The following is a 13,164-nucleotide window of genomic DNA, read 5'->3' on the forward strand; positions in this document are numbered from 1 at the left end:
GACGTGTCCGACTCTACGGGGTGGGGGGCGGCGGCGGTCGCTCCGGCTCCGGGGCGCACAGGACCTCGACCCGCTGGACGAGGTTGTTGGCGAAGCCGCCGCGGTTCCAGGGCGCGGTGAGGGGCTGGACGCGGCCGGTGGCGTCGGTGGCGCGGACGGTGAGGTGGCGCAGGCCGGGGGTGGCGGTCCAGATGGCGCGCCAGGCGGCCCAGGCCCAGGGGTGGGCGGGGTCGGGGACGACCTCGGCGTCGGTCCAGGCGGCGCCGCCGTCCTCGCTGACCTCGACGCGGACGACGGGGCCGTGGCCCGACCAGGCGCGGCCGGTGAGGGGGACGGGGCCGGGGCGGACGACGCGGGCCCGGGACATGAAGTCGGGGAAGCCGGGCGGGGCCATGAGGGCGCGGGGCTCGATGAGGGTGACGGGCTCCCCCGGCTCGCCGGGCTCCTGGCGGAGGCGGTAGGCGGCGGTCTGCTGGAAGCCGGTGAAGGGGGTGGCGGTGAGGGTGATCTCGCGGAGCCACTTCACGTGGGCCATGCCGTACCAGCCGGGGACGACGAGCCGGAGCGGGCTGCCGTGCTGGGGCGGCAGGGGGGCGCCGTTCATGGTGTGGGCGACGAGGACGTCCCGGGCGGGGTCGGCGGCGGTGGCGAGCGGGAGGGAGCGGCGGTAGTCCTGTTCGACGCCGCGTTCGACGCCGTGGTCGGCGCCGGTGAAGACCGCTTCGACGGCGTCCTCGGCGACGCCGGCCTCGGCGAGGAGGGCGGCGAGCGGGACGCCGGTCCACTCGGCGGTGGAGACGGCCTCGACGAGCCAGGGCTGGCTGACGGGGCGGGGGCTGAGCCGGGCGCGGCCGTTGCCGGCGCACTCCAGGGTGACCCGGCGGGTGACGGCGGGCCGGTCGCGGAGGGCGTCGAGGTCCAGGTCGAGGGGGCGGAGCACGCGGCCGCCGACGGTGAGCCGCCAGTCGTCGGGGTCGGTGTCGGGGATGTCGTAGTGGATCAGGAGGTAGTGGAGGCCGGGCGGGGTGACGTCGTGGCGCAGGGCTTCCAGCGGGAGTCCGTGGTTGCGGGTGGCGAGGGCGAGTTCCTGCGGGGTGAGGCCCTCGTCCGGTTCCGCGACCCGCGCCGGTGTGCTGAGGGCGGCCAGGTCGCCCGGCGATCGGTCCATGTCCCCATGGTGCGCCGGGCGGCGGGGGTCCGCCCGGCGGCCGTCAGCCGGTGCCGAGGGCGCGGTCGAGGCCGGCCTGGGGGAGGTCGGTGAGGGCGCGGAGGAAGATCTCCTCGTAGGCGGGTTCGCCGAGGGCGGCGCGGACGCTCGCGGTGTGGTGGGCGTGGAGGGCGCGCAGGCCGGGGAGGCCGCGGCGGGGCTGGCCGGTGGCCCGCCAGTACGCCTCGCCGGTGCCGGAGACGTCGGCGGCGCGCTCGCCGTCGCCGGCGGCGGCGAGCGCGGTGGCGAGGACGTCGAGGCCGAGGGCGACGCCGAGGCCGGCGCCGAGGGCGCGGGTACCGGCGAGCATGGCGCGGGCGTGGCCGGCGGCGGCGGCCGGGTCGCCCTCCAGGAGGCCGGTGAGGGCGAGCTGGTACTCCAGGGCGGTGCGGGTCCAGTGCTCGTCGAGGGCGTCGCACCGGGTGCGCAGGGCGTGGGCGTCGGCGCGGGCCTCGGCGAGCCGGCCGAGACCGGTGAGGGCGAAGACGCGGACGAGGTGGCAGCGGAGGGCGGCGGCGGAGTCGGTGGGGCCGCCGCGGGCGGAGGCGAGGACGTGGCCGACGACGACGAGGGCGGCGTGGGGGCGGCCGGTGGAGAGGGCGAGGAGGCCGGCGAGGGCGGCGGCGTCGAGGGTGAGGGCGCCGGGGCGGTACGGCTCCGGGGCCGTCGGGGGCCGGTCCGGCGGGTGTTCGGCGTGGCGGGCCTCGCGGGCGCAGCGTTCGCTGACGTCCTGGGCGGGGCCGAGGTCGCCCTGGAGGACGAGGGTGACGCCGAGGGCCCACAGGGCGCGGGCGCGGACGCGGCCGCGGGCCTCGCTGAGCAGGAGGGCCTGTTCGAGGCCGGCGCGGGCCTCGCGGAGGCGGCCGCGGCAGGACCAGGCGAAGGCGACGGAGCCGACGAGGTCGAGGGCGGCGTCGGGGTCGGTGCGCAGGAGGTGGTCGAGGGCGGTGCGCAGGTCGGTGTGGTGGGTGTCGACGGCGTGGTGCCAGTGGAGCTGGGGGGTGCCGTGCCAGGCGGTGTCGCCGTGGGCGGCGAGGGCGCGGAAGTGGGCGGCGTGGCGGTCGGCGACGGTGCCGGTCTCGCCGAGCCGGTCCAGCCAGCCGGCGCCGTACTCGCGGATGGTGTCGAGGAGGCGGTGGCGGCCGGCGGGGTCGGCGGGGCGGACGACGGAGGCGCGGACGAGGCCGTCGAGGGCGGCGGGCAGGGTGGCGGGGGTGAGGGGGCCGCCGGCGCAGACGGCGGTGGCGCCGGCGAGGTCGAAGGGGCCGCGGAAGACGGAGAGGCGGGCCCAGAGGAGCCGTTCGAGGGGGTCGGCGAGTTCGTGGCTCCAGCCGATGGCGGCGCGCAGGGTCTGGTGGCGGGCGGGCCAGACGCGTTCGGGGTGGGCGAGGAGGTCGAAGCGGGCGTCGGGGGGTGCGGTGAGGCGGCTGCCGAGCTGGTCGCGGACGGCTTCGGTGCCCTGGAGCCGGATCTGGGCGGCGGCGAGCTCCAGGGCGAGGGGTATGCCTTCGAGGCGGACGCAGATCTCGCCGGCGGGTCCGGCGGGGAGGTCCTCGCCGGTGGCGGTGCGCAGGAGGGCGAGGGCGTCGGGGCCGGTGGGCGGGAGGGGGTCGAGGAGGACGGTGTGTTCGCCGGGGACGCCGAGGGGGCGGCGGGAAGTGGCGAGGACGGTGAGGCCGGGCGCGGCGTCGAGGAGTTCGGCGACGAGCCGGCCGCAGGCGTCGGCGAGGTGGTCGCAGCAGTCGAGGACGAGGAGGAGGCGGGTGCCGGCGAGGCGGCGGCGCAGGGCGCCGGTGTCGGTGCCGGGGGTGTGGTCGGTGAGGTCGACGGAGTCGGCGACGAGGGCGGTGAGGAGCCGTTCGCCGTCGAGCTGTCCGAGGTCGGCCCACCAGGCGCCGTCGGGGTGGCGCCGGCGGACGCGGTGGGCGGCGCGCAGCGCGAGCCGGGTCTTGCCGACGCCGCCGACGCCGGTCACGGTGACGAGGCGGTGCTCCGCCAGCGCGGCGGTGACGCGCTTCAGTTCCGTGCGGCGGCCTGTGAAACCCGGGTTCTCGTCCGGTAGATGTCCACGCACGGCAGCAGTGTCCCTCAGGTCCGGGCCGAAAGCTCCCGCCGAGCCGCTTCGTCATGGTTTCGGACGAGGGTGCCGGCGTGGGGGCGGGCGCGGGTCAGCAGCTGTCGCGGGCGCGCTCCTCGAAGGCGTCCCGGGTGGTCTCGCCGTCGAGGGCGAGGACCCGGCCGGGAGGGAGGGCGGCGAGGTCGGCGGCGGTGAAGGAGACCTCGCCGGCGTAGGCGTAGTACTCGCCGGGGTCGCCGAGCGACAGTTCGTAGGTGACGCCGGGCCGGAGGGTCTGGGGGCCGCGGGTCTCGACGTCCCAGTGGGCGGGCGGGGAGAAGAGCGGGATGTCCTCGGCCGCGCGGTCGCCCTCGGCCCACCAGCCGGCCGGGGGCTCCGGATCCTCCGGGGCGGTGGAGGCGGCGTCCGGCTCCGTGGCGGTGGCCGGCGGGTCGGGGCGCACGTCGAGGAAGGGGCCCCGGATGGTGCCGTCGTCCTCGCAGGAGCGCAGCAGGGCCCGCGGGGTGCCGTGTTCGTCGACGTACACCGCGACGAGCGGGCGCAGCTCCGGCGAGCAGCCGGTCGCCGTCAGGGCGATCACCGCGGCGAGCGCCGCGGCGCCGCGTGCCCGTACCGCCCTGCCCCCGCCGTGCGCCATCGTCCCGCCTCTCCCCGGTGCCGTCCCGGTCAGCCTCGCACGTCCGGGTCGCGGCGCGGTCACGGTGTCGTGATGCTCAGGGTTTCGGGGGTTCGCCCGGTGTGGCGAGTTCCTCGACGGCCTCGGCGCCGACGACGGCGCCGGTGGAGCGCTTGCCGCGGCGCAGCCGGCGTTCCAGCCGGGAGGCGAAGGTGGTGAGGGCGGCGTTGAGGAGGACGAAGAGGACGGCGACGACGGTGAAGCAGGCGATGGTGTTGGCGCCGTAGTTGGCGCTCATGGGGCGGACGGAGGCGAGGAGTTCGGCGAAGCCGAGCATGGCGCCGCCGAGCGCGGTGTCCTTGACGATGACGACGAGCTGGCTGACGAGGGCGGGGAGCATGGCGGTGACGGACTGCGGGAGGAGGACGTACGCCATGGTCTGGCCCTTGCGCATGCCGATGGCCTTGGCGGCGTCGGTCTGGCCCGCCGGGAGGGCGAGGATGCCGGCGCGGACGACCTCGGCGAGGACGGAGGCGTTGTAGAGGACGAGGCCGGTGACGACCGCGTACAGGGGGCGGGTCTCGGGGCTGATGTCGGTGAACTCGGCGTAGGCGGCGTTGGCGAAGAGCATGAGGATGAGGACGGGGATCGCGCGGAAGAACTCGACGACGGTGCCGGCGGCGGCGCGGACGGCGCGGTGGTCGGAGAGGCGGGCGATGCCGAGGAGGGCGCCGAGCGGCAGGGCGAGGACCATGGCGAGGCCGGCGGCGACGACGGTGTTCCGCAGGGCGGGCAGCAGGTACGTCTCCCAGATCCGGCCGTCGGTGAGGAAGGGTTCCCATTTGGCCGCCTCCAGCTGGTTCTTGGCGGCGAGGCCGTCGATCACCCACCAGACGACGGCGGCGAGGGCGGCGAGGAAGAGCAGGGTCCACAGCAGGTTGCGGCGGCGGGCGCGGGGGCCGGGGACGTCGTAGAGGACGGTGGCGGGGCGGTCCCCGGTGGCGGTCCGCGCCGTCGGGCGCTTCGGGGTGCGGCGCTTCACCGTTTGACCGCGACTTTCCTGGCGAGCCGGCCGAGGAGGAGGCCGGTGGGCAGGGTGAGGCAGATGAAGCCGAAGGCGAAGACGGCGGAGACGAGGATGAGCTGGGCCTCGTTCTCGATCATCTCCCGCATGAGCAGGGCGGCTTCGGCGACGCCGATGGCGGCGGCGACGGTGGTGTTCTTGGTGAGGGCGATGAGGACGTTGGTGAGCGGGCCGACGACGGAGCGGAAGGCCTGCGGGAGCACGATGATCCTCAGGACCTGGGGGAAGCTGAGGCCGATGGCGCGGGCGGCCTCGACCTGGCCGAGGGGGACGGTGTTGATGCCGGAGCGCAGCGCCTCGCAGACGAAGGCGCTGGTGTAGGCGGTGAGGCCGAGGACGGCGAGCCGGAAGTTGATGGTGGTGAAGCGGTCGGCGCCGAGGCTGATCCCGAGGGTCTGGAAGAGGCCGAGGGAGGTGAAGACGATGATGACGGTGAGGGGGATGTTGCGGACGACGGTGACGTAGGCGGTGCCGAAGCCCCGCATGAGGGGGACGGGGCCGACGCGCATGGCGGCGAGCAGCGTCCCCCACACCAGGGAGCCGAGGGCGGACCAGAAGGTGAGCTGGACGGTCACCCAGAAGGCGCCCAGGAGGTCGTAGCCCTCGAGGAAGTCGAACACGGCGGCCGGCTCACTCGACGACCGTGCCGATCTTCGGGGCCGGTTCGTTCTGGTAGTTCGCCGGGCCGAAGTTCTTCTTCACGGCGGCGTCCCAGGAGCCGTCGTCGACCATCTTCTCCAGGGCCTTGTTGATCTTGTCCTTGAGGTCGCTGCCCTTCTGGACGCCGATGCCGTAGTTCTCGTTGCTCAGTTCGAAGCCGCCGAGCTTGAACTTGCCCTTGAACTGCTCCTGGGCCGCGTATCCGGCGAGGATCGAGTCGTCGGTGGTGAGGGCGTCGATGACGCCGTTCTCCAGGCCGGTCAGGCACTCGGAGTAGCCGCCGTACTCCTGGAGCTGGGCGTCGGGGGCGATCTCCTCCTTGACGTTCTGCGCGGAGGTGGAGCCGGTGACGGAGCAGAGCCGCTTGTCGTTGAGGTCGGCGGGCTTCTTGATGGAGTCGTCGTCGGCACGGATCAGCACGTCCTGGTGGGCGAGGAGGTAGGGGCCGGCGAAGTCGACCTTCTGGGCCCGTTCGTCGTTGATGGAGTACGAGGCCGCGATGAAGTCGACGTCGCCGCGCTGGAGCATGGTCTCGCGGTCGGCGCTCTTGGCCTCCTTCCACACGATCTCGTCGGGGTCGTGGCCGAGCTGCTTCGCGACGTAGGTGGCGACGTCGACGTCGAAGCCGGTGTAGGTGCCGTCAGGGGTCTTGAGGCCGATGCCGGGCTGGTCGAACTTGATGCCGATGGTGATCCTGTCCTCGTCGGAGTGGTCGGCGGGCACCGCGCCGTGGGCGAGCGAGGCGGAGCCGAGGGCGAGGACGACGGCCGTCGCGGAGGCGAGGAGCGTCCGGGTGGTCCTGAGCGGGTTCATGGTGATCACCCCGTGGGGCTCAGTGGTGGAGGATCTTGGAGAGGAAGTCGCGGGCGCGGGCGCTGCGCGGGTTGCCGAAGAACTCCTCCGGCGTGGCGTCCTCGACGATCCGGCCGTCGGCCATGAAGACGACGCGGTGGGCGGCGGAGCGGGCGAAGCCCATCTCGTGGGTGACGACGACCATGGTCATGCCGTCCTCGGCGAGCTGCCGCATGACCTCCAGGACCTCGTTGATCATCTCGGGGTCGAGGGCGGAGGTCGGTTCGTCGAAGAGCATCACCTTCGGGTCCATGGCGAGGGCGCGGGCGATGGCGACGCGCTGCTGCTGGCCGCCGGAGAGCTGGGCGGGGTACTTGTCGGCCTGGGCGGCGACGCCGACCCGGCCGAGGAGGGCGCGGGCCCGTTCCTCGGCGCTCCGGCGGTCCTTCTTGCGGACCTTGATCTGTCCCAGGGTGACGTTGTCCAGGACGGTCTTGTGGGCGAAGAGGTTGAAGGACTGGAAGACCATGCCGACGTCGGCGCGGAGCCGGGCGAGTTCCCTGCCCTCGGCGGGCAGCGGCCTGCCGTCGACGCGGATCTCGCCGCTGTCGATGGTCTCCAGCCGGTTGACGGCCCGGCAGAGGGTGGACTTGCCGGAGCCGGAGGGTCCGATCACGACGACGACCTCGCCCCGGTGGACCGTGAGGTCGATGGCCCGGAGGACGTGGAGGGACCCGAAGTGCTTGTCGACCCCGCGCAGGACGACGAGCGCGTCGCCGTCGTCCGGGACGGACCCTTCCGGGACGGGCATGTCACCCTCCTGGCTCACTCCCCCTTCCGCCGTTCCCTCCTCGGTCTCATGCTCCGCCCTGCGCCGCCCGGCCGCACGCCGGGGCCGGCGGGGTGATTCCGCCCGCCCGCCGCCTGCGGTCCGGCCGGGACCGGTGGACACTGGGAACGGAGCCGTACGTGCGACGAGGAGGCCCGTCATGAGGAGTGCCGCACCCAAGGTCAGTGCGCTGCCGGCGGAGCACCGCGAGCGGCTGATGGCCTTCGCCGAGGACGTGTACTTCGACTCCGGTGACCGGCTCTTCGAGGAGCAGCAGCACGCGGAGCGGTTCTGGATCGTGAAGACGGGCGCGGTGAACCTGGACGCCCGGGTGCCGGGGCGGGGGTCGCCGGTGATCGAGACCCTCCGCCACGGCGAACTGGTCGGTCTCTCCTGGCTGTTCCCGCCGTACCTGTGCCAGTCGGGGGCGGAGGCGATGACCCCCGTCCGGGCGTACGAGTTCGACGCGACGGCGGTGCGGTCGATGTGCCACACGGACGTGGAGTTCGGGTCGGCGGTGTTCTTCTGGGTGGGGTCGATCCTGGCACACCGGCTCCAGGTGACCCGGGTGCGGCTGCTGGACCTGTACGCGCCGCACGGGAGCGGGATCATGGCGTGAGGCCGGTGGCGCACGAGCGTTGACCTCTGGCGGCGGTGGCCGTACGGTCCGGGCGGTTCCCCGTCCCGTACCGCTCCGCCCCGCGTCAGGAGCACCGCATGGCCCGGTCCGACCCGCGCACGGCCCCCGCCCGCCGGCATCCGCGGCGGGTCCGGTGGCGCCGGCGGCCGTTCGGCGCCGGGCTCGCCCTCGCGCTGGGCGGTGCGGAGATCCTGCTGGTGCAGCGGGCCGGTCCGGCCGTGCTCTGCGGGAGGGGGCCGGCGTCCGGTACGCGCTGCCGCTCCTGATGTGCCTGTGCGGGGCGCTGATCGTGCTCCGTCCGCGGCTGCGGCGCGGGTGCGCGGCCGTCGGCGTCCTCGCCTCGCTCGGGTCCTGGGTGGCCTGCGACCTCGGCGGGTTCCTCGTCGGCATGACGCTCGGGCTCGTGGGCGGCGCGCTCGCGCTCGCGTGGCGGCCCGCCGGGCCGGCCGGCCCGGAGTGATCTCCGCCGCACCCGGGCCGGGGCGGCGGAACCGTGTCCTACTCGGCGGTACGGTGACGGGACGGGCTCCGGACCCTTCCCGCGGCCCGCCGGGCGACGGCCGGGAGGCCCCGATGACAGCACCCGCGGACGCGCGCGAGGCACTGGCCCTCGTGACCGACGACTTCACCGAACTCCCCCGCCCCGAGGGCCCGTCCGGGGGCGACGGACCGCTCGGGTGGCCCGGGTACGGCGCGGCCCGGGAGGCGGCGGCCGCCCGCTCCGGCGCGTCCGAGTCCGTGGTCTGCGGCACCGGCACGGTCGGCGGGACGCGGACGGTCCTGGTCTCCTTCGCGTTCGGCTTCCTCGGCGGCTCCATCGGCGAGGGCACCGGCGACCGGGTCGCCGCCGCGCACGCCCACGCCCGGGCGCACCGGCTGCCGGTGACCGTCCTCCTGGCGACCGGCGGCAGCCGGATGCAGGAGGGGATGCGGGCGCTGGTCCAGCTCCAGCGGCTGGCCGGGGAGGCGGCGCGCACCCGGGCGGCCGGCCTGGCGCAGCTCGCCGTCCTGCGCGATCCGACGACCGGCGGCGGCTGGGCCACCCTGGGGGCCGGCTCCGACGTGGTCCTCGCGCTGCCGGGCGCCCAGGTCGGCTTCGCGGGCTCCCGGGTGCGGCCGGCGGACGCCGACCCGGCCGCGTACACCGCCGAGGCGCAGTTCGCCCACGGGCACGTGGACGCCGTCGTCCCGGCCGGGGAGCTGCGGACGGCGCTGGGGCGCTGGCTGTCCCTGCTCACCCGCCCCGCCGAGGGGCCGGTCCCGCCGCCGTACGCGCTCGGCTCCACGGAGCCGTCGGCGAGCGGGCGCGAGGCCGTGGCCCGGGCCCGCCGGCCGGAGCGCCCCCGGGCCGACCGCTACCTCGCCTCCGTGTTCACCGAGCGGGCGGAGCTGTCCGGCGACCGCGCGGGCGGCACCGATCCGGGGATCCGCTGCGGCTTCGGCCGGCTGCCGGACGGGCGTACGGCCGCGTACGCGGCCCAGTGCGGGACCGCCACCCGTCCGGCCGGTTTCCGCACCGCCGCCCGGCTGGTGCGGCTGGCCGGCCGGCTCGGGATCCCGGTGCTGACGCTGATCGACACCCCGGGCGCCGCCAACGACGCGGAGGCGGAGCGGGCCGGCGCGGGGCCGGCCATCGCGGAGCTCTTCGGCGCCGTCGCCGAGGCCCGCGTCCCGGTCACCGCGCTGCTCGTCGGCGAGGGCGGCTCGGGCGGGGCGCTCGCCCTCGCCGCTCCCGGCAACACCTGGGCCACTCCGGACGCGTACTTCTCCGTGATCGCCCCCGAACTCGCCGCCGCCATCCTGAAGCGTCCCCCGGAGGAGGCGGACGCCCTGGCCGACCGGCTCCGGCTGCGCCCGGAGGACCTGGTCGGCCTCGGGGTCGTCCGGGGCGTGGTCGGGGCCCGGCCGGGGGCGGAGCACGGCGGTCCGGGGCGCTGACGCGGGGCCGCCGGGTCCTCGGCGGTTCCGGGGGGCGGTGGGGATCAGTGGCCGAGCTTCCGCTTCAGTTCGGCCTTGTTCATCTGGGACCTGCCGTGCAGGTCGCGGCGCTTGGCCTCCTCGTACAGCTGGTCGTAGGTGGGGCCCTCGGAGCCGCTGTGCGAGCGCTTCCCGCCGCGCCGCGAGGAGGACATGTCCTGCGTCGAGCTCTTGCTCGCCGTCTTCGACTCGCCCGAGCGGGCCCGTTCCTTGTTGACGGTGCGGGCGGCGATCTCCTCGGCGCGCCGCTCGCTCTCGCCGCGGTCCAGGGCGCTCTCCTTGATGTGCTCGTACTGCCGCTCGCGCTTGGCGTTCGATCCGCGGGGCATCGCGGGCTCCTCTCTCGGTCGTTCCTGTCGGGTCGGTCGGGTCGGTCGGGTCAATCGGACCGGTCGGGTCGGTCGGACCGGTCGGGTCGGTCGGACCGGTCGGGTCGGTCGTCGGGCTGTCCGCCGGCCATGCGCCGCCGGGTCCAGCGGACCACCAGGCGCAGCAGCAGGACCAGGGTCAGCACCCAGGCGGCGGCGAAGCCCCAGATCAGGCCGGGGGCCGAGGTCGCCGCCGCGAGCACGAGCAGGGCGAGCGTCGTCGCCCCGAGCAGCGCGGCGCCCAGGCCGCCGCCGGCCGTGATCCGCGGCCGGGGCAGGCGGCGCGAGGGCTGGTGCCCGGTCATGCGCCGGGCGAGACCGTCGTCGGCGCTCAGCTCCTCCTCGATCTCGGCCAGGACGCGTCGCTCGTACGCGGAGAGCCGGGCCTCGTCCATGGCGGGCACCTCCTCCGGTCCGGATCCCCCGCCGGGCGGCGGGGTCGTCACTCCGGGCGGCTACCCGTCCGCGGCCCCTTCAGACGGCGGGCCGTCACCGTCGGCCGGTGGAAAGCGGACCTCGCACCACAGGGTCCTGCCGCCGTCCCGCGGCACCCAGCCCCAGACCGCCGCGAGCCGCTGGACCAGTCGGAGGCTGTGCCAGGAGGGGTCCGGTCCGGGCGGCTCCTCCGGGCGGGGAGGCGCCGCGCCGGTGTCGGACACCTGGAGCCACACGCCGTCCACGGAGCGGTCGAGGCGGAGCTCGTACGGGGTCCCCCCGTGCCGCACCGCGTGGGCGACGAGTTCGGTGACGAGGAGCGCCAGGTCGTCGGCGGCCCTGCGGGCGGCCGGGGTGAGGGGTCCGTACCAGTCCGCCACGGCCTGTGAGGAGAGGTCACGGAGCCGGCCGGCCGTGCCCGGGCCCCCGCCGAGCACGTACCGCCGGGAGTTCGCCACCCGCTTCCGTTCGTCTACCGCCATGCCCCGCGCCTGACCCGAATGGAAAGAGATAAAACTCCCCAAATGGGTCAAAACATCCCTGAAGGGAATCCTTCTCCTGTGGACACCGATCGACAAACCGCGGCGCCCGCCCCTCCCGGAGGGGGGCGGTCCCGGCCCCCCGGAACCGTCGAAGGAATTCCCATGACCATCAGCCGAGCCCCCCGCACCCCCTCGGCGCGCAGCCCCGGCCGCCGGGACCCGCTCCCGTCCGAGACGCTCCGGCGGCGGGCCCTCGGGGACCTGCCCGCGCCGGAGGACCCCCTCCGCGCCTCCACGGACGACGCCCGGATCCTCTCCGTCTCGCTCTTCCGCCGGCTCCACGAGCTCGACGAGGGCACTCCGGAGCACTCCTACGTACGGAACACCCTGGTGGAGCTGAACCTGAGCCTGGTGAAGTTCGCCGCCCGGCGCTTCCGCGGCCGCGCCGAGCCGATGGAGGACATCGTGCAGGTGGGGACGATCGGCCTGATCAAGTCGATCGACCGGTTCGACCCGGGCCGCGGGGTCGAGTTCTCCGCCTTCGCGCTGCCGACGATCGTCGGCGAGATGAAGCGGTTCTTCCGCGACACCGGCTGGGCCGTCCGGGTCCCCCGCCGCCTCCAGGAGCTGCGGATCGAGCTGGCCAAGGCCTCGGACGCGCTGGAACAGCGCGACGGCCACCGGCCCGGCCGCGCCGCGCTGGCCGAGCGGCTGCACCTGGCCGAGGAGACGGTGGCCGAGGGGGAGCTCGCCGCCAACGCCTACGCCGCCCACTCGCTCGACTCCCCCGTCGGCGACGACGAGACCGGGGCCCCGCAGGGCACGGCCGGCCGGCGCACCGCCGTCGAGGAGCCCGCCTACGAGCTGATCGACGACCTGAACTCGCTCGGGCCGCTGCTCGCCGAGCTCGACGAGCGCGACCGGCTGATCCTCTCGCTGCGCTTCGGCGAGGAGCTGACCCAGGCCGAGATCGGCCGGCGCGTGGGCCTCTCCCAGATGCACGTCTCCCGGCTGCTCGCCCGGATCCTCGGCGAGCTCAGGACGGGTCTGCTGGACGACGGTGCCACGGAGGACGCGACGGACGGCTGACCTCCAGCCACACCACCTTGCCCTCGACGCCGGGTTCCCGGTCCGCGGAGCCCCAGTCGCTCGCCAGGCGGTCGAGCACCATCAGCCCGTGACCGCCGGGCAGCGACGGCGGGCGCGGCGCCATCCGGTGCGGGTGCGCGGGGCTCCGGTCGGCGACCTCCACCCGCAGCAGTCCGCCGGTGTGCCGGAGCACGAACTCCTCCGGGCCCCCGCCGTGCAGGCAGGCGTTGGTGACCACCTCGGAGACCAGCAGCAGGACGTCCTCGACGCGCTCGCGGGCGAGGGGGCTCTCCGGGGGGATCCAGCCCCAGTCGGCGAGGGCCCGCGCGGTGAAGTCGCGGCAGCGGGAGACCGCGCCCGCGCTCTCCCCCAGCAGGAGCCGGCGGGTCTGCGCGGGTGTGCCGTCGCCCTCGGTCATCTCGCCCTCCCACACGGCCGGCGGGCCCGTCACGCCCGGTCCTCGGGACGGGCACCGCCCGTCCCGTCGGCGGCGAGGGCTTCGGCCACGTCCGCGTACACCCGGAAGACCTGACGGGCCCCGGTGATCTCGAACATGCGGTCGACCGGCGGCCGCAGTCCGGCCAGATCCAGCGTCGCGCCGGCCTCCAGCGCGCGGGCCCGGGCCCTGAGCAGCAGGTTCAGCCCCGTGGAGTCGCAGAAGTCGAGCCCGGCGCAGTCGACGACGATCCGGGCCGCGTCCTCGTGCTTCTCCAGGGCGGTGCGCAGCGGCTCGACCGTGTCGTGGTCGAGCTCTCCCGAGGGGGCGACCACGACGGTCTCCGAGCCCCAGGTGGCCCGCACGTCGACCGTGAACCGGTCGGACCGGCCGGCCGGCGGACCCTCCCCGAACCCGTCTCGCTCACTGTCCATGCGCGCCTCGCCTTCACCGGGTGACTCCATTCTCGTCC

General features: G+C 75.4%; 17 protein-coding genes. 5 read left to right on the forward strand and 12 right to left on the reverse strand.

The annotated features are described in order from the left end of the window. Nucleotides 1–13: 13 nt before the first annotated feature. The 7 genes from AB0E83_RS15105 to AB0E83_RS15135 all read right to left on the reverse strand — a co-directional run bounded on the left by AB0E83_RS15105 (nucleotide 14) and on the right by AB0E83_RS15135 (nucleotide 7,247). Entirely contained in the window at nucleotides 14–1,168 is a 1,155-nt protein-coding gene (locus AB0E83_RS15105; RefSeq protein WP_362110501.1) for a molybdopterin-dependent oxidoreductase, read from the reverse strand. Between the two features lie 43 nt (nucleotides 1,169–1,211). After that, nucleotides 1,212–3,281, reverse strand: a complete 2,070-nt coding sequence (locus AB0E83_RS15110; RefSeq protein ID WP_362110504.1) for an NB-ARC domain-containing protein — start codon at nucleotides 3,279–3,281, stop codon at nucleotides 1,212–1,214. Nucleotides 3,282–3,375: 94 nt separating this feature from the next. Continuing rightward, nucleotides 3,376–3,921 (reverse strand): hypothetical protein, encoded by a 546-nt coding sequence (locus AB0E83_RS15115; RefSeq protein WP_362110507.1) that lies wholly within the window; start codon nucleotides 3,919–3,921, stop codon nucleotides 3,376–3,378. A 76-nt stretch (nucleotides 3,922–3,997) separates the two neighbouring features. Continuing rightward, complete coding sequence (locus AB0E83_RS15120) at nucleotides 3,998–4,942, reverse strand: amino acid ABC transporter permease (protein ID WP_362110510.1); 945 nt, start codon at nucleotides 4,940–4,942, stop codon at nucleotides 3,998–4,000. After that, on the reverse strand, nucleotides 4,939–5,604 hold the full coding sequence (locus tag AB0E83_RS15125) for an amino acid ABC transporter permease (protein ID WP_362110513.1): 666 nt from the start codon (nucleotides 5,602–5,604) through the stop codon (nucleotides 4,939–4,941). The genes AB0E83_RS15120 and AB0E83_RS15125 overlap by 4 nt, the downstream gene beginning before the upstream one ends. A 10-nt stretch (nucleotides 5,605–5,614) precedes the next feature. Beyond that, a complete protein-coding gene (locus AB0E83_RS15130; protein ID WP_362110516.1) occupies nucleotides 5,615–6,457 on the reverse strand; it encodes a glutamate ABC transporter substrate-binding protein in 843 nt (280 codons plus the stop codon). A gap of 19 nt (nucleotides 6,458–6,476) precedes the next feature. Next, entirely contained in the window at nucleotides 6,477–7,247 is a 771-nt protein-coding gene (locus tag AB0E83_RS15135) for an amino acid ABC transporter ATP-binding protein (RefSeq protein ID WP_362110519.1), read from the reverse strand. Between the two features lie 178 nt (nucleotides 7,248–7,425). Between AB0E83_RS15135 and AB0E83_RS15140 the strand changes: the two genes are divergently transcribed. The 4 genes from AB0E83_RS15140 to AB0E83_RS15155 all read left to right on the forward strand — a co-directional run bounded on the left by AB0E83_RS15140 (nucleotide 7,426) and on the right by AB0E83_RS15155 (nucleotide 9,843). After that, on the forward strand, nucleotides 7,426–7,884 hold the full coding sequence (locus AB0E83_RS15140; RefSeq protein WP_362110522.1) for a cyclic nucleotide-binding domain-containing protein: 459 nt from the start codon (nucleotides 7,426–7,428) through the stop codon (nucleotides 7,882–7,884). Between the two features lie 98 nt (nucleotides 7,885–7,982). Beyond that, nucleotides 7,983–8,171: a hypothetical protein gene (locus AB0E83_RS15145; protein WP_362110525.1), complete on the forward strand. Its 189-nt coding sequence runs from the start codon at nucleotides 7,983–7,985 to the stop codon at nucleotides 8,169–8,171. Between the two features lie 23 nt (nucleotides 8,172–8,194). Beyond that, entirely contained in the window at nucleotides 8,195–8,365 is a 171-nt protein-coding gene (locus AB0E83_RS15150; protein ID WP_362110528.1) for a DUF6114 domain-containing protein, read from the forward strand. Nucleotides 8,366–8,478: 113 nt separating this feature from the next. After that, nucleotides 8,479–9,843 carry a carboxyl transferase domain-containing protein gene (locus AB0E83_RS15155; protein ID WP_362110531.1) on the forward strand — a complete coding sequence of 455 codons (1,365 nt, stop codon included), beginning with the start codon at nucleotides 8,479–8,481 and terminating at the stop codon, nucleotides 9,841–9,843. Nucleotides 9,844–9,887: 44 nt separating this feature from the next. Here the strand turns inward: AB0E83_RS15155 and AB0E83_RS15160 are convergent, their stop codons facing one another. From AB0E83_RS15160 to AB0E83_RS15170, 3 genes are read right to left on the reverse strand one after another with little or no spacing between them, the layout of a single operon-like run. Next, a complete protein-coding gene (locus AB0E83_RS15160) occupies nucleotides 9,888–10,211 on the reverse strand; it encodes a plasmid stabilization protein (RefSeq protein ID WP_362110534.1) in 324 nt (107 codons plus the stop codon). A gap of 50 nt (nucleotides 10,212–10,261) precedes the next feature. Next, nucleotides 10,262–10,645 (reverse strand): DUF3040 domain-containing protein, encoded by a 384-nt coding sequence (locus AB0E83_RS15165; RefSeq protein ID WP_362110537.1) that lies wholly within the window; start codon nucleotides 10,643–10,645, stop codon nucleotides 10,262–10,264. A gap of 60 nt (nucleotides 10,646–10,705) precedes the next feature. After that, nucleotides 10,706–11,167, reverse strand: a complete 462-nt coding sequence (locus tag AB0E83_RS15170; protein ID WP_362110540.1) for an ATP-binding protein — start codon at nucleotides 11,165–11,167, stop codon at nucleotides 10,706–10,708. Between the two features lie 162 nt (nucleotides 11,168–11,329). Here AB0E83_RS15170 and AB0E83_RS15175 point away from each other — a divergent pair, with 162 nt between their 5' ends. After that, nucleotides 11,330–12,256, forward strand: coding sequence for a SigB/SigF/SigG family RNA polymerase sigma factor (locus AB0E83_RS15175; RefSeq protein ID WP_362110543.1), 927 nt, complete (start codon nucleotides 11,330–11,332; stop codon nucleotides 12,254–12,256). Here the strand turns inward: AB0E83_RS15175 and AB0E83_RS15180 are convergent. Next, complete coding sequence (locus tag AB0E83_RS15180; RefSeq protein WP_362110546.1) at nucleotides 12,204–12,707, reverse strand: ATP-binding protein; 504 nt, start codon at nucleotides 12,705–12,707, stop codon at nucleotides 12,204–12,206. The genes AB0E83_RS15175 and AB0E83_RS15180 overlap by 53 nt on opposite strands. Next, nucleotides 12,704–13,126 carry an STAS domain-containing protein gene (locus AB0E83_RS15185; RefSeq protein WP_362110549.1) on the reverse strand — a complete coding sequence of 141 codons (423 nt, stop codon included), beginning with the start codon at nucleotides 13,124–13,126 and terminating at the stop codon, nucleotides 12,704–12,706. The genes AB0E83_RS15180 and AB0E83_RS15185 overlap by 4 nt, the downstream gene beginning before the upstream one ends. Nucleotides 13,127–13,164 lie beyond the last annotated feature (38 nt).

Source organism: Streptomyces sp. NPDC035033 (assembly GCF_040636735.1).
Taxonomy (GTDB): domain Bacteria; phylum Actinomycetota; class Actinomycetes; order Streptomycetales; family Streptomycetaceae; genus Streptomyces.